Genomic DNA, 19,311 nt, shown 5'->3' with positions numbered 1-19,311 from the left:
TTCCTGGCGTTTACTCTATTGTAAAAGAAAAAAGACTGTAGGCAAACTCCAAATTTCCGGAGTTTGTCTACAGTCTGAGGCAAGAAAGGAAGAATTCCTTACTTGCCTGTTTTTAATTACTCTATTTTATTTAACATTCGCAAACCGTTGAGGATGACTAGAATTGTACTGCCTTCGTGGCCAATGACACCGAGAGGAAGGTCGACTACTTGCATGAAGTTAGAGATAATTAAGATGGCGATGACAGCTACAGAGAAGAATACATTTTGCTTAACGATTCTCTGCATTTTTCTAGAGAGCTTGATCGCGTAGGATAAACGATTTAAGTCATTTTGCATGAGTACCACATCTGCGGTCTCCAATGCGACATCGGTTCCCTCTCCCATGGCGATTCCAGAAGTAGCGGTGGCAAGTGCGGGTGCGTCGTTGATACCGTCACCTACCATGCCCACTGTACCGTACTCTTTCAACAATCGCTTTAGATGAAGAACCTTCTCCTCAGGTAAACATTCAGCCACATAGGAATTCACCCCGACCTCTTCTGCAATTGCATGTGCCGTTTTTTCGTTATCTCCTGTTAGCATAACGGTCTGAATACCAAGAGATTGCAGTGCTTTGATAGATGAGACTGCTTCTTTTCGCAAGGTATCTTTTAGAGCGGCCAATGCGACAATACCGTGTTTATCTTTCATAAAGATGACGGTTTTTCCTTCATTGGCGAGTGTTGTGGCGATTCCCTCATGGAAGGATTCTGCTAAGTCGACCCCGACAAATTTAGGATTACCGATCCGTATGAAACCACTTTCCGTCTCCGCTTTAATTCCGTAACCTGGAACGTCTTCGATATGAAGATTCCGTTCAGGTGTAATATTTTGTTCAGCGGCGTACTGTGTGATCGCCTTCGCTAAGGGGTGATTGGACATGGATTCGACACCTGCAAATAGAGCGATTGCATCTTGTGGATCAGTACCCTCGCGCACGATGAAATCCGTTACGATAGGTTTCCCGGTTGTTAATGTTCCAGTTTTATCAAAAGCGAATGCATTCAGAGAACTTACATGCTCTAGATGAACGCCCCCTTTAAATAAAACACCTCTTTTTGCACCGTTGGAGACAGCTGCCAAAGTCGCTGGCATAATGGCTGCCATCAGTGCACAAGGGGAGGCGACCACTAATAAAACGATGGCTCGGTAGAAAGTAGTCGTCCAATCCCAACCGAATAAAAAATGCGGGAGAAACATCATGATGAAAACAGCAGTCAATACGATTTTTACATAGGTACCTTCGAAACGTTCGATAAATTGTTGTGAAGGGGACTTCTCACTTTGTGCGTTCTGGACCAATGTAATGATCTTCTGAAATAACGTTTCGGTGCTTGGTTTTGTCATCTTCATGCGAATAGCACCGCTAATGTTTACGGTTCCTGCAAATAGTTCGTCGTTTTCTTGTTTCGTCACCGGAATAGACTCCCCATTGATGGCTGACATATCGATAGAGGTGATCCCACTCACTACTTGCCCATCCACCGGAATTCGTTCACCTGGTTTGACGAGCAGCACAGTACCTACAGATAAAGAGGAGATGGACACTTTTTGTTCACTGCCATCCTCTGTGATCAGCCATGCTTCCTCTGGTTGCATTTCCATTAATGAAGAGATTTCCTTGTGGCTTTTATTCAGCGTATACGTTTCTAATGCACCACTTATGGCAAAGATGAAAATCAGGATCGCGCCTTCCGCCCAGTAACCGATGATTCCGGAACCAATTGCTGCGAAAATCATCAACATTTCAACATTTAACTCTTTATTTTTTATCGTTTCTTCAATACCTTCTTTTGCTTTTGCATACCCACCGATCAAAAAGGCGACCACATAAAGAATGATCGAAAAAGTGTCTGTACCATTCTTACTTAAAAGCCATGCAATCAAGATGAAAATACCAGATAGTATGGCTGCTATCAATTCAATTCTTGCAGACCAATCAATTTTCTGTTCGTTTTTTTCTTTCGCATACGTTGTCATCTAACACCCTCCTAATTGATAATGAATTTCAATTTCAAAACTCTATTTAAAGCAGTAAAGTCGACTCTACAGTAGTAGAATCGACTTTGGAGGCCTCAGAATAGAATAATTATGAATTTGTAATTATTATTAACTATAGTATACCATCTGTTCAGAAAAAGTGTTACTGAAATGATTTAGCTTTACCATTTAGAGAAAAAAAGCAACGAATGAGTTCATTCGCTGCTTGCAGATTAGTTGAAGACTTTTTCTTTATATTGAGAGAGCTTCTCTAATGAAGACTTATCGATATCGGCATGTAGACTATTGCCATGAGAATCCATTGTAACAACCGCAGTAAAGTCTTCTACGCGTAAATGCCAGAGAGCTTCAGGGATACCAAACTCAAGCAAATCTACGCCCTCTACTTCTTTTATGCAGTCTGCGTAATATTGTGCTGCGCCACCAATGCCATTCAAGTACACACCACCGTGTTCTTGAAGAGCCGCCAAAGTTTTAGGACCCATTCCGCCCTTTCCGATAACTGCCCGAATACCGAACTTTTTCATAATGTCTCCTTGATAAGGTTCTTCACGAATAGAAGTGGTAGGGCCCGCTGCTTTAATTTCATATTTACCTTCATCATTTTTCAATACGACCGGACCACAGTGATAAATGACTTGCCCATTCAAATCAACTGGCGCATCATTGTCCATTAAATGCTTATGGATTGCATCGCGTCCTGTATACATACGTCCAGAGATTTTCACGACATCACCTACACGTAAATCACGAATTTCTTCTTCTGAAATAGGTGCTTGCAATGTAACGACACGTGCAGTAGATTGAGCTTCTTCCGCTGGTTCTTCAAAAGCGATTTTTTCGCCTTCATTGTAATGCCAATCTGAGATTTCTCCAGTCTCTGCATTAATATTGACTGCCATCCGGCGATACGCCCAGCAGTTATACGCTACCGATACGTAGAAGCTGGCTGGAATTCGGTGCATGACGCCAATTTTACATCCGAGTAATGTGGCTTCACCGCCAAAGCCCATTGTACCAATTCCTAGATGATTAGCAGTTTCTAGCACATAGTCTTCTAGCTTTGCGAGGTCTTCAATTGGGTTTACGTCGGTCACATCACGGAAGAGTTGCTCTTTTGCCAGATCGTACCCAGAAGAGCGATCGCCACCGATGCCTACTCCAATGAATCCAGCTGAACAACCTTGCCCCTGTGCTTGGTATACAGAGTGTAAGATACATTTGCGGATCCCATCCAAATCGCGTCCGGCACGTCCAAGACCTTCCAATTCAGTTGGCAAGCTGTACTGAATATTTTTGTTTTCACAGCCTCCACCTTTTAGGATTAATTTCACTTCGATATGTTTTTCTTCCCACTGTTCAAATTTCACAACAGGTAAACCGATCCCTAAGTTATTTCCACTATTATCTCCAGTTAAAGAATCCACTGCGTTTGGACGGAGTTTTCCTTCTTTCGTAGCCAATTCGATTGCGCGTATGATGGCAGCTTTAATTTCGAGCTGATTGACTGCGATTGGTGTTTTGATCTTGAATGTCGGTAGTCCAGTATCCTGGCAGATAGGAGAAAGCTTTTCGTCTGCCATATTAATATTCTTTGCGATCGTATCGAGACTCATTGCAGAGCTCGTACCCTTATTTTCTCTTTCTTTTGCTGAAAGGATCGCGCGACGAACATCTTTTGGTAAGTTAGTAGATGTTTCGCAAATTAATTCATACATACTCTGTTCAATTTTCTCTATGTACATCTCAAAATCCCCCGTAACTATGTTATTTTTTATAGCTATCCATCTGTTCTTCTAATTCATCTAGCAACGAGATTAACCGATCTATCTCTTGAAGGTCCGTTTTTTCGGGTTCAATCGCTTCTAATGTTTCAAGGAATTGATTGAATCGATTTTTTAGTTCCAGGACTTGGTCTTTGTTTTGTGATGTGTCCATACATCCACCTCTTTCCATCATTGATATCGTATATGAAACGACTCTATTTTTCAATCTGATTTTTTTGATTCGCGTCTGCTTCTCGTTAATCTCCGTTACATTCTGATAGTAGATAGCAATATCAACTATAGTTGAATTGATCCACGCATTTATTCTGCTGATAAGAGGTGGAGTGGTAGCGGCAATCCTTATATTTCCAACTTATCAGTAACATATTTTTAAGAGTGAAAAAAGATTGTAACTAGTTTTATCGAATTGCTTTACAAGTGACAGAATAGATGGTATAGTCAGAATAATTAAATGAAAAGGAGGTCGTAGTTATAGAAACGAATCGAATCCTAGTGGTGTAATTACAAAGGAGGGGATCCGTAACAGTCCGATAGTAGTGAACGTATTGGCTAACTACGAGTGTATAAATGCAAATTGAAGGCGAATCGAATATGTAGAGACCTTATCTGTTGGTGAGTAATATACAGATAAGGTCTCTTTCTTTATTGTAAAATGGAGTCGCCGTTTTCATATTCAGCTACTAGTTGATCGAGGGAATGAAATTCATATCCTTGCTTTTTAGCGTCTCGAATAAAATCGGGTAGAGCTTGGGCGTTATCGGGAGACACGGTGTGCATGAGGATCAAGGCACCGGGGTGTAGTTGCTTCATTAATTCATTATAAGCATATTCTTTACCCTTCGGTTGATCTTTATGCCAATCAATAAATGCCACAGACCAGAAAATGTGACGATATCCGAGATCATTTCCTTTTTGCAAAAGCTTGGCATTGAACACGCCCTCAGGAGGTCTGGCATAAATTGTACGCTTTACACCTGTAGTAGAATAAAGAATTTCATCTAGTTTTCTCCACTCTTCCTCCATTTGTTGTTCGGTTATATGGGCCATATTGGGGTGATCATAGGAATGATTGCCGATTCCATGTCCATCCTTTACCATCCGTTTCACTAAATCACTGGCACTTTTTATATAGTGACCCGTCAAGAAAAAAGTAGCGGGCGCCTTTTCTTTCTTCAATGTATCCAAAATGCTTTCTGTGTAGCCATTTTCGTACCCATTGTCAAAAGTTAGATAGACGACTTTTTTATCACCTTTCCCTTTATAAATTGCTCCATAATCATCTAATAATTTATCCAGTTCCGCGCCCGCAGATGGAGGTATCCCGTCAGTCGCTTTTTTAAATCCCCAATGGAATTCTTCTGCATGTACAGCGAACGGATTGACTAATATTCCTATGACTAACAGGCATGAGGCCAATAAAATACCTGAAACATGATGAGCCATACAACACCACTCCTTTTTATAGAGCATGTGCGGTTTAGCTTTTAATATGTATGAATTTTGATACGGAAATGGTAGTTGGGATGTTAATTTTTTAGCATCCCAACAAAGCGATTTGCATCACAGCAAATCTTTCAAAGCAGGCTCCAAAGACGGATATTGAAAAGTAAAGCCATTAGAAAGGAGTTTCTCTGGCAAGACGTGCTGGCCTTGAAGAACAACGATGCTTTTTTCACCTAACGCTAAGTCTAATGCGATGCTTGGAACGGGCAACCAATGCGGTCTATGTAACACTTTCGCTAATGTTTTTCCAAAAGCGTTCATATGTATAGGACTTGGCGCTACCACATTGACAGGTCCCTCGATTGATTCATTTTCCAATGAAAATATGATTGCATTCGCGACATCTTCGACATGCACCCATGAAAACCATTGATTACCTGAACCTAATTTTCCACCCGCAAATAGTTGATAAGGCAATTTAATAAGAGGAAGTGCTCCTCCTTTTTTTCCGAGTACAATGCCGAAACGAGTGAACACCGTACGTACACCCAAATCGGCTGCATGTCTAGCAAGGTTTTCCCAATCATTAACAGTTCGTGCGAGAAAATTATTGCCGACTGCTGTTGAAGTTTCTCTGTACTCTTCAGTGAGTGATGGGGGATAAATGCCAATCGCACTTGCATTCACCAAAACACCTGGTTTTTCAGGGAGTGTCCGAATAATCCGTAACACTTCTTGTGTAGCAGTAATTCGACTATCATAAATTTTTTTCTTCCGTTCTGATGTCCACCGCCCATCATCAATTGACACTCCAGCCAAGTTCACAATAGCATCAATGTGACCTAGTTCATTTTCAGGTAAAGCGTGATCTATCAACCATTGAACATATTGAATGCCATTGTGCTTGGAAGACGGTTTACGTGTAAAGATAATCACTTCATGACCACGTTCTTGCAACTTCTCTGTTAGAATACTGCCAATAAACCCAGTACCTCCTGTAATCACGACTCTCATCAAAGTTACCCTCCATTCTCCGAAAAATTAATACACTATTGCTGACCATCACCGAAAAGTTGCGGTATACTAGTACAAAGTAGGTGATGGAGAAGTGCCGCTTATTACCAAAATATCACAACAAAAACGAGATAGCGAACGTTACAATATTTTTATTGATGAACAGTATGCTTTTAGCGTCCATGAATCGGTATTAGTGAAATTTGAACTCACTAAAGGAATGACATTGGACGACTGGGAGACGGATGAAATTGTCTATGCGGATCAAATCGAAAAAGCATTTAACCGTGCGTTGCATTTTCTGTCGTTTCGCATGCGTAGTGAAATGGAAGTCAAAAAGAAGCTTCTTGAAAAAGACTATGGAGAGGCAGTGGTCTTGGAAGCAATTGTAAAACTGAAACGGCTAGGCTTTCTAAATGATGAGGCTTTTTCTGAAGCGTTGGTACGAACTGAAAAGAACAGTGCGTTGAAAGGGCCGAGAGCTATTCAGCAATCTCTCTATAAGAAAGGTATACCCAAAGAACTGCAAACTCAAGCATTGGAGGAGTATTCACTGGAAGATCAAATGAGTAACGCTATGAAGCTCGCTGAGAAAACTATTCGTTCCAACAGCCAGCAGCCACCGGCGCAAGTGAAGCAGAAGATTCAAAGCACGTTAGCGAGGAAAGGATTTTCGTTCGAACAAATAGCGGAAGTACTCAGCAACGTGACGATCGAGCGGGATGAGGATGAATGGTCTGACATCACGTTGAAGTTTGGTGAAAAGGCCTGGAGACGTTATCAAAGTAAGTTTTCTGGTGCTGATTTGAGACAGCGTGTGAAGCAATCGATGTATCAAAAAGGTATTCCGTTAAGCCAGATTGATTTATTTATTGAAAAGAAAAGGAATGAAGAAGATGGAGACTGAAAAACATTATAGTGAAATGAATGACAACGAATTACGGAGTGAGGTCGCGACACTCATGGAAAAAGCGCGTAAAGCAGAACAGATGGGCATGATCAGCGAGTATGCAGTCCATCAACGCAAGGCAGTATTGGTGCAATCGTATTTAGTCGATCCTAATAGTATAAAGCCAGGAGAGATGTATCGGATTGATGGTGATGATGGGGTTTTCTTCCAAGTGGATTATTTGAAAGGTTTATTTGCATGGGGCTACCGATTAGGCGGGGAAAAGGCAATTGAAGCACTGCCGATTGCTATGCTGAAAGATGTGAAGAGCGGAAAATAATGAGCAGTAACTAAAGAACGCTCGTGCACATCGCACGAACGTTCTTTAGTTATTGGGAGCAAAATTTAATTTTTTTCGAAGTTTATCTTCAGAAAAGATCCAGCCTGTATAGGAGTTTACCACTTCCATATTTTGATTGACATGAGCGACTGCCACGAAGGGATAATAACCTTTACTTCGATAGCGCAAATCAATTAGACGGACTTCGTAAAGATCGCCTACATGGCCTATTGACCATCGATATAAAGGTGAAAATGAAACGAACGCTTTCAAATTCGGATCTTCCAGAGCGATAGAAATTTGTGGTGAGTCAGGCATAGGTTCACGCTTGAAACGGTCATATAGTGTGATGGATCGTCCGTATGCTCGTCCGACATAATGTTCTACTTCAGTTGTTGCTGCCACGCGCCATTGAAAAAAATTCATTGTCGGTGCGATGAATATTTCAGTTGCAGAAGGGACAGTCTTTTTCACTGCTCGTTTCACTGCACCTTTGACAGCAAAACGTACTAAATAATAGAAAAACAAAACAATATATAAAGTAGACATCGTTACAACAGGATCACTACCGAGAAACCATGCTAAAATAGCAATGATGTGCAGACCAAAAATAATCGGATCAAATGTGTTGATTACTCCAATGGCTACCCATTTCTGTGAAAATGGACGAAGAGCCTGTGTACCATATGAATTAAAGATATCTACAAAAACATGGACAAACACAGCAAGAAATGTCCATGCCCATACATGCAGGAACATAGCGTTAGGAATAAAAATCGTTAAAAGTATAGAGATAAGCAAAGGCCATAACATGACCGCTGGAACAGAATGTGTAATGCCTCTGTGATTACTCAAATAGACAGCATTATTTCGAAGTTTCAGTACGGTATCAATATCGGGTATGAGTGAACCAACCATAATACCCGCAAACACGGCGCCCATTGTGGAAGGATCATTTGCTACAACGGTATCTGCAAGAGCTAATCCACTGATCGCTACACCCATGGCTATATGTGTGCCTGTATCCAAATCATCACTCCTTTACGGAAAGAGTCGTTAATTGTCAAAGTCTATATTAATTATATACCCTAATTTACAAGAACTAAAAGCATTTGAATAGAGAAGTGAGGTTACTATGCAAATAATCGAACAAAAAAAGGCGTTTCAGCAGGCTTTATTATCTTGGTATGAAGCTGAAAAGAGAGATTTGCCTTGGAGAAGAACTGACAATCCTTATTATATTTGGATCTCTGAAGTTATGCTACAGCAAACTCGCGTTGAAACGGTCATTCCGTATTATGAACGATTTATTGAAAAGTTTCCAACAATGCAAGATTTGTCGGATGCTGATGAAGAAGAATTACTGAAAATGTGGGAAGGGCTCGGTTATTATTCCCGTGTTCGCAATCTACAGGCGGGTGTTCGTGAGGTCGTGGAAACGTATGGAGGTAGTGTGCCAAATAATCGAAAAGATATTTCTGCATTAAAAGGAGTCGGTCCTTATACAGCAGGTGCTATATTAAGTATTGCCTATGGGATACCAGAGCATGCGGTGGACGGTAATGTTATGAGAGTGTTGTCGCGAGTGTTACTGATAGAAGAAGATATTGCTCTACCACGGAATCGTAAAATATTTGAACAAGCCGTAATGGAATTGATTGCTGAAGAAGATGCATCCTCCTTTAATCAAGCCTTAATGGAATTGGGAGCTACGATTTGTACTCCTAATCCAAGGTGTTTATTATGCCCGGTTCGTGATTTTTGTATCGCGTTTGAAGAAGGGAAACAACAGCAATTGCCGATTAAGGTGAAAAAGCAAAAAATGAAACATATCGCACTCGCTTCATTTTCCATTCAAAATGAAGCAGGTGACTGGTTATTACAAAAGAGGCCAAGCACAGGTTTACTTGCTGGACTTTGGGAATTTCCGATGGTAGAACTTCAGGAGTTGCCAGCAGTTGAAGCATTTGAAAAGGATAGTGGATTAAAACTGAAGAATGTGATGGAATTGACGAAGTTCTCTCATGTCTTTTCACATATTACATGGGAAATCCATGCATACCGTGCACAACTGGATCCCACAACAAATAATGAGCAGTTGACTTTTTTTACTGAAGAACAAATCGAAGCGCTGCCGAAGTCTAAACCTGTGATGAAAATTGTAGAAAGTATTAATTGGTAGAAACTTCGTAATTAAAACTGAATAATTACATGCACTCTGGATATCATAAGGGGCACGGAGGTGAATAAATCCATGCCTAAGCAACCAAAACAAAATGCTCAACAAAATGCTTCTGAAACAGATGTAAATCAGGTGCGCCAACAGAATGCGCAATCTGCTATGCAGCAACCAATGAACGAAGAGTTCGCTTCTGAGACAGATGTGAATCAAGTTCGTCAGCAAAATGCGCAATCTGCAGCGAATATGCAATCTGCGTCATCCAATACGCAGTCTGCAATGTACGAAGAGTTTGCATCTGAAACAGATGTAAACCAAGTAAAAGAGCAGAATCGTCAAGCAGAAGCTAACAAGCAAAATGCTTCGGGTGCACGTGCGAACCAATATAAAGGTTCAAAGTAAGTATGGACACCGCCGACCGGTAGAAATGGCTTTCACAAGCCATTTCTACCGGTTTTATTTTGCTTTCAAATAGGTAGGAGACCTATAAAAAGTAGTCAATTATGAAATAGATGGTTGAAACGTTTTAAATTTGGGAAGGCAGTTGGTATAATGTACAGATAGCAAGAGCGGTGGCATAAGGCTCAAAGGTGGTAGAGAAAATGGCAATTCCAAAAGAAGGAGAAACGATCCAGATCCACAGCTACAAACATAACGGTAAGATTCATCGTGTCTGGCAAGAGACACTCGTATTAAAAGGAACTCGAAATATTATCATTGGAGGAAATGAGCGCACACTTGTAACGGAATCAGATGGGCGTACTTGGCTGACACGCGAGCCTTCTATTTGTTACTTTCATGCTGAAAATTGGTTTAATATTATTTGCATGCTACGTGAAGATGGAGTCTATTATTATGTCAATATGAGCTCACCATTTGTTTTTGACGAAAAGTCTTTGAAGTATATCGATTACGACTTAGACGTAAAGGTCTTCCCGGATATGAGTTATTTGATTTTGGATGAAGATGAATATGCCGAACACAAACGTCAAATGAAGTATCCAGAGGTGATCGATCAAATTTTGCAGGATAATTTGACGAAATTGTTGGGCTGGATCAAGCAGAGAAAAGGACCATTTGCACCTGATTTCATTGATGTGTGGACCTCCAGATATGAGTTTTATAAGCAACTTCAGGACGATCAACGGTAGACCTGCTTGCATTAGTGCGAGTTAGGTCTTTTTGTTAGGAGGAACAGAATGGGAGAAAGTATTAAGCGTTATCTTCAATTTGTAAAACCGTATAATTGGCAAATCATCTTTACTGTACTCATTGGAGTTGTAAAGTTTGCCATTCCATTATTTTTACCATTATTGATCAAAATTGTTATTGATGACATTATCGGTTCACCGACTTTAACGGATGCAGATAAAACAACATATTTGTTTTATTGGCTAGGCGGCACCATTATTTTATTCTTTTTAATTCGTCCGCCAGTTGAATATTATCGCCAGTATTATGCACAGTATGTCAGCAATAAAATTTTATTTGATATAAGACAATCGCTATATGGTCACTTGCAAAAACTAGGCTTGCGTTTTTATTCGAATACCCGAGCTGGCGAAGTAATTTCTCGGGTGATCAATGACGTAGAGCAAACGAAAAATTTTGTGATGATCGGTTTAATGAATGTCTGGCTTGATTTGGCGACAATTATTATTGCAATCGCCATTATGTTAACTCTAGACGTGCAGTTAACTCTAGTCACATTGATTGCATTTCCTTTTTACGCATTCAGTGTCAAACATTTCTTTGGAAAATTGCGCGAGCTCACAAGGAAACGATCTCAAGCGTTAGCAGACGTTCAAAGTTATCTGCATGAACGTGTGGCAGGGGTTAGTATCATTAAGAGTTTTGCCATAGAGGACAAAGAGCAGGAACGCTTTAATGAAGTCAACAATAGCTTTTTAGAGCGTGCGATCGATCATACAAGGTGGAATGCGAAGGCATTTGCTGTTGTCAATACGATTACTGATGTGGCCCCTTTATTAGTTATTGGCTATGCAGGATACCAAGTGATTAACGGCTCCTTATCTGTTGGTACGATGGTCGCGTTCATCGCGTTTATCGAGCGCTTATATTCACCGTTGCGTCGACTTGTTAACTCATCGACATCGTTAACACAGTCATTTGCCTCAATGGATCGGGTGCTTGATTTGATGAATGAGCAGTATGATGTAGTGGATAAAAAGACTGCCACGAATTTGCCACCCATTAGCGGAGAAATTCAATTTGAACATGTTAGTTTTGCTTATGAGGAAGAAGAAGTACTGAAAAATATTAGCTTGACGATAAAGCCAGGAGAGACAGTTGCGTTAGTTGGTATGAGTGGGGGAGGGAAGTCTACCATTATTAGTTTGATACCACGTTTCTATGATGTGACGGCTGGCGCGATACGTGTAGATGGACATGATATACGTGACGTTAAGGTCAAGTCGTTACGAGATCAAATCGGCATGGTCCTGCAAGATTCCATTTTATTCAGCGACTCAGTCAAAAGCAATATTTTGATGGGGAAACCTGACGCGACAGACGAGGAAGTTGTGGCGGCTGCCAAAGCGGCGAATGCACATGATTTCATTGAGACATTATCTGAAGGTTATGATACCCGTGTAGGCGAGCGAGGCGTGAAATTGTCTGGAGGTCAAAAACAGCGAATCGCGATTGCACGTGTGTTTTTGAAGAACCCAGCGTTACTTATTTTAGATGAAGCTACATCTGCACTTGATTTGGAAAGTGAAGCATTGATCCAAGACTCTCTCGATCGGTTAGCGCATGAAAGAACAACAGTGATCGTAGCGCATCGATTATCGACGATTACCCACGCAGATTGTATCTATGTTATTGACCATGGAGAATTAAAAGAATCGGGAACTCACCAAGAACTGATGAAACGAGACGGTACGTATGCCGGACTTTTCAACCGTCAGGAACTGGGAGGTTAACGAAAAGCGGCTATTCACCTTTTGAGGTGATAGCCGCTTTTTTAATATATTTCGTCTTCCAACGTATTTTCTTCATCCTCATATCGTGATTGATAGGAGGTGATTAGAGTATCCAGATGCTCGAGCTGCTCTTCATAATTTAAGATGGAAGAAAGGATATGCAGTAAGTGATAAGCAGAAAATTCTTCGTCTTCTTTTGTGATTGCAATTTCCTTTGCGAAAATTTCCATGACTTCTTGCCGCTGTATGAATTCATTATGCAATTCACTTTCATCACGTTCCGCTTTCAATTTCCCCACGAACTTTAAATGCAGCTGCTCATGATAGACGAGTAACGCTTCAAGACGTTCCTGTACCATCATGCGGAAGTGGTCCGGAAGATTGATAAGCTCATTTTCGAATTTGTGCAGCCTTTTTAAGACATCGTAGCTACTGCGAGTTGTCGCAATCATCTGCCGGTAGACAACGAGTCGTCTGGCCTTGGACGCAGAGGTTTTTTTAATGTAGCTACGTTCTTCCTTAAATAGAATATATAGCTGGTCGATCTGAATCAGTCGTTCTTTTACCTTGTTTAACGACTTTTTGGTGGCGGAATGCTCGGAAGCTTGTCGACCAGCGAGACGTGTCCAGCGAATGATTTCGTCCTGTGCTTGGTGAATAGCCTGAAATAGTTTCGTTTCATATTTCGGCGGCATAAAGATCATGTTCACCAAGAACGCTGCAAGTACCCCGACAAGAATAGTGGCAACTCGAAGCAAAGCGAAAGTTAAGAAGTCATCGCCTTTTACTTCCATTACTGCGATCATCGTAACCAACGCTAGTGAAATAGACTTTTCTAGACCTAGTTTCACCATGATGATCATTACAATAACAGCGGCTAATCCAACGACCATTAATTGCGGACCAAACATTAATACAAATATTACTGCTACAGTCGCGCCAATCAGATTTCCTTGAAGTTGCTCAACTATCGTTAAATACGATCTGTAAATAGATGGCTGGATTGCGAAAATTGCCGCGATACCTGCAAACACTGCGGTAGGAAGCCCCAGTAATTGTGCAAGAAATAACGCGAAAACAATTGCAATACCCGTTTTAAAGATGCGGGCACCAAGTTTCATTGGGTAATTCCTTTCCTAAATAAGCTCTTTTTTGCTACTTTACAATATAGCTGCGAAGTGGTCAATCGATGTTATCCGCTAATGCTTTAAATGAACGATCTACAGCAAGTAAAGTTTCATTCACATCTTGTTCAGTATGCGCTGTAGTCAAGAACCAAGCTTCATACTTAGAAGGTGCGAGGTTTACTCCATTTTTCAACATTTCTTTAAAGAAGCGTCCAAACAATTCTCCATCCGTAGCTTCAGCCTGTGCATAATTTTCCACTGTGACATCTGTGAAAAATAATGTCATCGCTCCACCTAAACGATTAATTGTTAACTCGATGCCATGTTGGTTAGCTAGCTGTAAAATTCCTTTTTCCAATAAACCACCTAGTCGATCCATTTCTTCGTAAACCCCTGGCTCTTGCAATACTTCCAAGCAAGCAATACCGGATAGCATGGAAGCAGGATTTCCCGCCATTGTTCCAGCTTGATAGGCAGGACCGAGTGGCGCAACTTGTTCCATAATCTCTTTTTTACCGCCATAAGCTCCAATCGGCAAACCACCACCGATGATCTTACCAAAAGCGGTTAAGTCAGGCTGAAGTCCAAGTAGCGTTTGTGCAGCTCCATAATGGAATCGGAAAGCAGTGATTACCTCATCATAGACAGTGAGTACCCCTTTTTCCTGTGCTAGTTCATGTACTAATTCCAAGAATCCTTCATTCGGTTCAACAATTCCGAAGTTCCCTACAATTGGTTCGATTAGTATGCATGCTAGCTCATCTCCCCATTTTTCCATTGCTGCTTTGTAGCTCTCAGGATCGTTAAACGGAATGGTAATGACTTCTTTGGCAATTGAAGAAGGCACACCTGCCGAGTCTGGTGTTCCCAGCGTGGCGGGACCTGATCCTGCTGCAACTAAGACAAGATCGGAGTGACCGTGATAGCAACCGGCGAATTTCATGATCTTTGTACGGCCAGTATATGCTCTAGCGACACGGATTGTCGTCATGACGGCTTCGGTACCAGAATTTACAAAACGGACTTTATCCATACCAGGTATAGCGTCCTTCAACATTTTTGCGAATTTTACTTCGTGGCGGGTAGGCGTTCCATATAATACACCGGTTTCCGCTGCTTTCGTAATGGCTTTCGTAATATGTGGATGTGCATGCCCTGTAATAATAGGCCCGTAAGCACCTAGGTAATCAATATATCGATTGCCGTCTACATCATAAAAATGAGATCCTTCCGCACGTTCCATGACAGTAGGTGCTCCGCCGCCAACTGCTTTGTAGCCGCGAGAAGGACTGTTTACTCCACCGACAATATGTTGACATGCTTCTGCGTAGATTGCTTCTGAATTTTTTCGGTTCATTAGTGAATTCCTCCCAATCAAATATACGCTCTCCATTCTAGCATTAATGCCAAGAAAGTCTCCACCTTCAGAGTTAGGACTTGGGAAATTGAAAAAAGCGATCATTTCAGCTACGATAAGAAAGGGTTAGAATTCAGAAAATTAACGTTTATTAATTCAACGAGGAGGATTTTAGATGGATAAATTAGAAGGATTACAAGCACCTGTATTCTCGTTACCAGATGAAAAAGGTGAAGTGGTTTCATTAGAAAAATTTAAAGGGAAAAAGTATGTGGTGCTTTATTTTTATCCGAAAGATGCAACGCCTGGCTGTACGACAGAGGCTTGTGATTTTCGTGATGCTGCAACCGACTTTGAGGATTTAAACGCAGTAATCCTTGGTGTGAGCCCTGACCATGAGGCGTCTCATCAAAAATTCATTGACAAGCATGGGTTGCCATTCTCGTTGTTGGTAGACGAAGATCATGCAGTTGCTGAACAATATGGTGTCTGGAAGCTGAAAAAGTCCTTCGGCAAAGAGTATATGGGTATTGAACGTTCAACATTCCTAATCGATCCGACAGGTACAGTAGTGAAAGAATGGCGGAAAGTTCGAGTGAAAGGACATGTGGAAGATGCACTTCACGTTCTTCAGCAATTGACAAAGTAGGGGGTTTGTTTATGAAAGTATTATTTACCTTTAGAATAAAATCTGCATTTAAACAACAACTAAGCGAGCAATATCCAGACGTTGAATTTATTTATACGACTTCTATTCATGAGGTTTCAGTAGAAGATGTAGACGTAATTGCGACAGAAGGAACAGATATTACGGCAGACATAGTAGAGAGTGCCTCTGCATTGAAGTGGATTATGGTAGCAGCCGTAGGGGTGGATAGTTTGCCGCTAGAAGTGCTGCGGAAAAAAGGCGTGATGGTTACAAATTCACGAGGTGTCCATAAAATGCCACTAGCTGAATCAGTTCTGGCACATTTATTATCGCTTGAGAGAGGCTTGCCTGGAATTTATGAGAGACAGTCAGAGAAACGCTGGCAATTGGATAATATACCTGGAGAAGTTAATGGTTCTACAGCGTTAATTGTAGGAACTGGCGCAATCGGTGGAGAAATTGGCAGACTGTTGCAAGCTTTTCATGTTCATACTATTGGATGCAATCGTTCAGGTCACGAGAGTGCTTCAATGGATGAAACGATAGCTTTTTCGGAGATTATACAGAAACTACCTGAAGCGGATTACGTTATCTCAATTTTACCAAGCACACCAGAGACAAGATGGATTTATCAACCTGAGCATTTCCAAGCAATGAAAAATTCTACGGTTTTCATTAATGTGGGAAGAGGGGACGCTGTGAAAGAACAGACGGTCATTGATGCGTTAGAGTCTAATGAAATACGTCATGCAGTCCTCGATGTTTTTGAAACGGAACCTCTATCCAAAGAAAGCCCACTATGGGAGTTGCCAAACTGTACTGTCTCGCCACATATGTCGAGCTTGTCAAATCAATACATCAAACGTTCCCTTGGCATCATGGAAACCAATTTGGACAAATGGATGACAGGAGACAAAAAGTTAGTTAATCAAGTCGATCTTATTAAAGGATATTAGCACAAAGGAATTTACACAAGCTGGTCTCAGCAGGTTATACACATAATTCATATTTTGTCCAGAACGTTAGCAGATAAGTTGACAGTATGCCCCTTCATTGAGTAAACTAATTATAATGATTATAAAGAAGTAATCTTTACGAAGTGAGGTGCATTACGATGCCTGGAGTGTTCTTGAAAGATGCGCTCGTAACGTTAAAAGAAAGTGGTGTGAGAATTACTCCACAGCGACATGCGATCCTGGAGTATCTAATTACTTCTCAAACACACCCGACAGCGGATGAAATTTATAAAGCGCTTGAATCAGATTTTCCGAATATGAGCGTAGCAACGGTCTATAATAATTTACGTGTATTTCAAAATGCGGGACTAGTAAAAGAATTAACCTATGGTGACGCATCGAGTCGTTTTGATTTTGTGACACATGATCATTACCATATAATTTGCGATGATTGTGGGAAGATTGTTGATTTTCATCACCCTGGTCTAGAAGAAGTTGAACGATTAGCAGCCCATGTAACTGGATTCAAAGTAAATTCACATCGTCTAGAAGTGTATGGCACTTGTCCAGAATGTGCGGCAGCTCAACAGGAAGCAAAATAAAAAGAGTGTAGCCCTAAAATGGAGGCTACACTCTTTTTTTATTTTGAAGACTTTTCGTGAGGCATTTTTGATTTATTATACGAAACATCAAACTCTTTACCTTCCAAATCAGGGTCGAGAGTTAATGGCTCGCGACAATGTCCGCACATATCCACCCGTCCAAGCATTTTCGTATGTTTTCCGCAATTTGGGCATTGAATTTTCACAGCTCGGGTAGATAATGTGCCGATCCATGCATAAACCACTGTACTTGCGATGATAGATAGCATACCTAAGAACATGAAGATAAGCATCACGATTTCATTCGAGCGGAAGAAGATACCGATGTACATAATCACTACTCCAATGAAAATGAGAGCTAATGCAAATGAACGTATGCGATTTATTTTATTTTTATAAGGTTTCATCTAAAATTTCCTCCTCACAGTTTCCCCACCTAATATATCATACTCTTAAACAATTGCAGTACAAACTCCCTTTAAATTAAAGGATTTTATGTGAAATCCGTCGAAATAGAGTATTCGAGACGATCAAGAAAGAACTGGGAGGCGAGAAAGTGGAACAAATGCTAAGGCCGATCTACCAGGAGAGAGCGAGTCAGCCTGACACATTAAGCGTACTGTTAATTGAAAATCAAAGAGAAGACGATCCTACTACAGATACGTTTGATGAGATTTTGTTCATTATTTCTTCGAATAATGAAGTGCCCATTCAAACAAAACATTATACAGATGGCCAGCGTAAAGCCGCCATGCATATCATCAGCAAAAAACAATTAACCCATTGGCTGCTTGTCGGAACGAACAAAAAGATTATTGATTGGCTGGTTTTAGGTAAAATTTATTTTGATAGAGATGAGTATGTGGAACGTCTCAAAGAACGGTTATCCGAAGAACCATTATTCGGCAGAGGCATAAAAATGGGTATGGAATTATCTAAAATGATACGTGCATATAATGAAGGGAAAATTCATTTCGAAAGAAAACAGTTTATGGATGCGCATTTATATGCGATAAATTCGTTACATCACCTTGCCAGATTAGTTGCGATTAAGCACAATGCATTGCCTGAAAATACAGTTTGGTCACAAATGAAAAAAGTGGATCCAGCTGTTTATAAACTATATGAGGAATTGATTGGCAGCGAAGAAGTACTGGAGAAACGTTTAGACTTAGTTTTTCTTGCAAGCGAATTTTACATCCATAATTATACGAACGAAGCTTCTGAACATATAATGGGTATTCTAAATAAAAAAGACTCTTGGAACATTCAAGAGTTGCATGAACAAGAAGAGTTATCATTGTATTCCTCAGACTTAGAGTTTTTTATTGAGTACTTAGTGGATAAAAAACTAATCAAGATCGTTTGTGCACCATCAAAAAATGATTTTCTTTTTCATAGAGAATATCGATCATCAAAGGCTTTGGAGACTAAATAGAGCGATTTTCTGATCGCTCTATAATTTTATTGAAAAAAGTGTTGACTATGTATTTGAATGCATGTTAATATAGTCAATGTCGCTTGGGGGACATGGTTTCCACAACGTGAACAAAACACTTGAAAAAACTTTTTAAAAAAGACTTGACGAGTGAAAAGAAGATATGGTAGATTAGAGAAGTCGCTTTTACAAGAAGCGCACAACATGAACCTTGAAAACTGAACAGCAAAACGTTAACGAAATATACGTTTGTGCATTGGCTCTGCCGGTGACACAAACACAAAATGAGTATCTTAAATGATGCCAGCAAGAAATCGAGCTAACTCGAATTTTTCTAGTTATCTGGGTGTCGAGTCGTAGTGCGGTGCTAGGAAGCAATCGAGCGAAGGAGGGAGCGTACTCAGGTACGTGACCGACTGAGCGAGTGAAGCTGACAACGCAATGCGCTGCGAATCGGCAGCCGGACTTATGGAGAGTTTGATCCTGGCTCAGGACGAACGCTGGCGGCGTGCCTAATACATGCAAGTCGAGCGGATGGTTGGG

At 40.8% G+C, this 19,311-nt stretch carries 19 protein-coding genes and 1 rRNA gene; 11 read left to right on the top strand and 9 right to left on the bottom strand.

Features of this window, described 5'->3' with window-relative positions; translation table 11 throughout:
- Window positions 1–116: 116 nt before the first annotated feature.
- The 5 genes from GD002_RS16930 to GD002_RS16915 form a co-directional block, all read right to left on the bottom strand.
- Entirely contained in the window at window positions 117–2,021 is a 1,905-nt protein-coding gene (locus GD002_RS16930; RefSeq protein WP_153733550.1) for a heavy metal translocating P-type ATPase, read from the bottom strand.
- A 233-nt stretch (window positions 2,022–2,254) separates the two neighbouring features.
- Entirely contained in the window at window positions 2,255–3,787 is a 1,533-nt protein-coding gene (locus GD002_RS16925) for a fumarate hydratase (protein WP_153733549.1), read from the bottom strand.
- A gap of 22 nt (window positions 3,788–3,809) precedes the next feature.
- Window positions 3,810–3,980 carry an SE1561 family protein gene (locus tag GD002_RS17835; protein ID WP_194841665.1) on the bottom strand — a complete coding sequence of 57 codons (171 nt, stop codon included), beginning with the start codon at window positions 3,978–3,980 and terminating at the stop codon, window positions 3,810–3,812.
- A 491-nt stretch (window positions 3,981–4,471) separates the two neighbouring features.
- Entirely contained in the window at window positions 4,472–5,272 is an 801-nt protein-coding gene (locus tag GD002_RS16920) for a polysaccharide deacetylase family protein (protein WP_153733548.1), read from the bottom strand.
- 117 nt (window positions 5,273–5,389) lie between these two features.
- Window positions 5,390–6,286: a TIGR01777 family oxidoreductase gene (locus GD002_RS16915; protein ID WP_153733547.1), complete on the bottom strand. Its 897-nt coding sequence runs from the start codon at window positions 6,284–6,286 to the stop codon at window positions 5,390–5,392.
- A 94-nt stretch (window positions 6,287–6,380) separates the two neighbouring features.
- On the opposite strand from GD002_RS16915, the gene recX reads away from it, so the two are divergent.
- Window positions 6,381–7,193, top strand: coding sequence for a recombination regulator RecX (gene recX, locus GD002_RS16910; protein WP_153733546.1), 813 nt, complete (start codon window positions 6,381–6,383; stop codon window positions 7,191–7,193).
- Complete coding sequence (locus GD002_RS16905; RefSeq protein WP_153733545.1) at window positions 7,183–7,515, top strand: YfhH family protein; 333 nt, start codon at window positions 7,183–7,185, stop codon at window positions 7,513–7,515. The genes recX and GD002_RS16905 overlap by 11 nt, the downstream gene beginning before the upstream one ends.
- Before the next feature lie 45 nt (window positions 7,516–7,560).
- Here GD002_RS16905 and GD002_RS16900 read toward each other — a convergent pair whose 3' ends face one another.
- Entirely contained in the window at window positions 7,561–8,544 is a 984-nt protein-coding gene (locus GD002_RS16900) for a metal-dependent hydrolase (RefSeq protein WP_153733544.1), read from the bottom strand.
- A 106-nt stretch (window positions 8,545–8,650) separates the two neighbouring features.
- Between GD002_RS16900 and mutY the strand changes: the two genes are divergently transcribed.
- From mutY to GD002_RS16880, 4 genes are all read left to right on the top strand, one after another.
- Entirely contained in the window at window positions 8,651–9,697 is a 1,047-nt protein-coding gene (gene mutY / locus GD002_RS16895) for an A/G-specific adenine glycosylase (protein ID WP_153733543.1), read from the top strand.
- A gap of 72 nt (window positions 9,698–9,769) precedes the next feature.
- Window positions 9,770–10,096 carry a gamma-type small acid-soluble spore protein gene (locus GD002_RS16890; protein WP_153733542.1) on the top strand — a complete coding sequence of 109 codons (327 nt, stop codon included), beginning with the start codon at window positions 9,770–9,772 and terminating at the stop codon, window positions 10,094–10,096.
- Window positions 10,097–10,296: 200 nt separating this feature from the next.
- The gene (gene ntdP, locus GD002_RS16885) at window positions 10,297–10,845 is read left to right on the top strand and encodes a nucleoside tri-diphosphate phosphatase (protein ID WP_153733541.1); all 549 of its coding nucleotides are present in this window, start codon (window positions 10,297–10,299) and stop codon (window positions 10,843–10,845) included.
- Between the two features lie 48 nt (window positions 10,846–10,893).
- The gene (locus GD002_RS16880) at window positions 10,894–12,639 is read left to right on the top strand and encodes an ABC transporter ATP-binding protein (RefSeq protein ID WP_153733540.1); all 1,746 of its coding nucleotides are present in this window, start codon (window positions 10,894–10,896) and stop codon (window positions 12,637–12,639) included.
- Between the two features lie 41 nt (window positions 12,640–12,680).
- Here GD002_RS16880 and GD002_RS16875 read toward each other — a convergent pair whose 3' ends face one another.
- Window positions 12,681–13,760: an FUSC family protein gene (locus GD002_RS16875; protein WP_153733539.1), complete on the bottom strand. Its 1,080-nt coding sequence runs from the start codon at window positions 13,758–13,760 to the stop codon at window positions 12,681–12,683.
- Window positions 13,761–13,821: 61 nt separating this feature from the next.
- Window positions 13,822–15,123: a glutamate-1-semialdehyde 2,1-aminomutase gene (locus GD002_RS16870; RefSeq protein ID WP_153733538.1), complete on the bottom strand. Its 1,302-nt coding sequence runs from the start codon at window positions 15,121–15,123 to the stop codon at window positions 13,822–13,824.
- 175 nt (window positions 15,124–15,298) lie between these two features.
- Here GD002_RS16870 and bcp point away from each other — a divergent pair, with 175 nt between their 5' ends.
- From bcp to perR, 3 genes are all read left to right on the top strand, one after another.
- Window positions 15,299–15,772: a thioredoxin-dependent thiol peroxidase gene (gene bcp / locus GD002_RS16865; protein WP_153733537.1), complete on the top strand. Its 474-nt coding sequence runs from the start codon at window positions 15,299–15,301 to the stop codon at window positions 15,770–15,772.
- A gap of 11 nt (window positions 15,773–15,783) precedes the next feature.
- Window positions 15,784–16,728 (top strand): D-2-hydroxyacid dehydrogenase, encoded by a 945-nt coding sequence (locus GD002_RS16860; RefSeq protein WP_153733536.1) that lies wholly within the window; start codon window positions 15,784–15,786, stop codon window positions 16,726–16,728.
- Between the two features lie 158 nt (window positions 16,729–16,886).
- Entirely contained in the window at window positions 16,887–17,330 is a 444-nt protein-coding gene (gene perR, locus GD002_RS16855; protein ID WP_153733535.1) for a peroxide-responsive transcriptional repressor PerR, read from the top strand.
- Window positions 17,331–17,368: 38 nt separating this feature from the next.
- On the opposite strand, the gene GD002_RS16850 is transcribed toward perR, so the two are convergent.
- The gene (locus tag GD002_RS16850; RefSeq protein WP_153733534.1) at window positions 17,369–17,737 is read right to left on the bottom strand and encodes a YgzB family protein; all 369 of its coding nucleotides are present in this window, start codon (window positions 17,735–17,737) and stop codon (window positions 17,369–17,371) included.
- A gap of 149 nt (window positions 17,738–17,886) precedes the next feature.
- Here GD002_RS16850 and GD002_RS16845 point away from each other — a divergent pair, with 149 nt between their 5' ends.
- Together GD002_RS16845 and GD002_RS16840 are read left to right on the top strand one after the other, a co-directional pair.
- Window positions 17,887–18,768 (top strand): nucleotidyltransferase-like protein, encoded by an 882-nt coding sequence (locus GD002_RS16845; RefSeq protein WP_153733533.1) that lies wholly within the window; start codon window positions 17,887–17,889, stop codon window positions 18,766–18,768.
- 465 nt (window positions 18,769–19,233) lie between these two features.
- Window positions 19,234–19,311, top strand: a 16S ribosomal RNA gene (locus GD002_RS16840); the annotation flags it as partial.

It is taken from the genome of Sporosarcina obsidiansis (assembly GCF_009651005.1).
GTDB lineage: Bacteria > Bacillota > Bacilli > Bacillales_A > Planococcaceae > Sporosarcina > Sporosarcina obsidiansis.
Note: the sequence above shows the minus strand (reverse complement) of the source record. Positions and strands in the feature narration are given on the sequence as shown.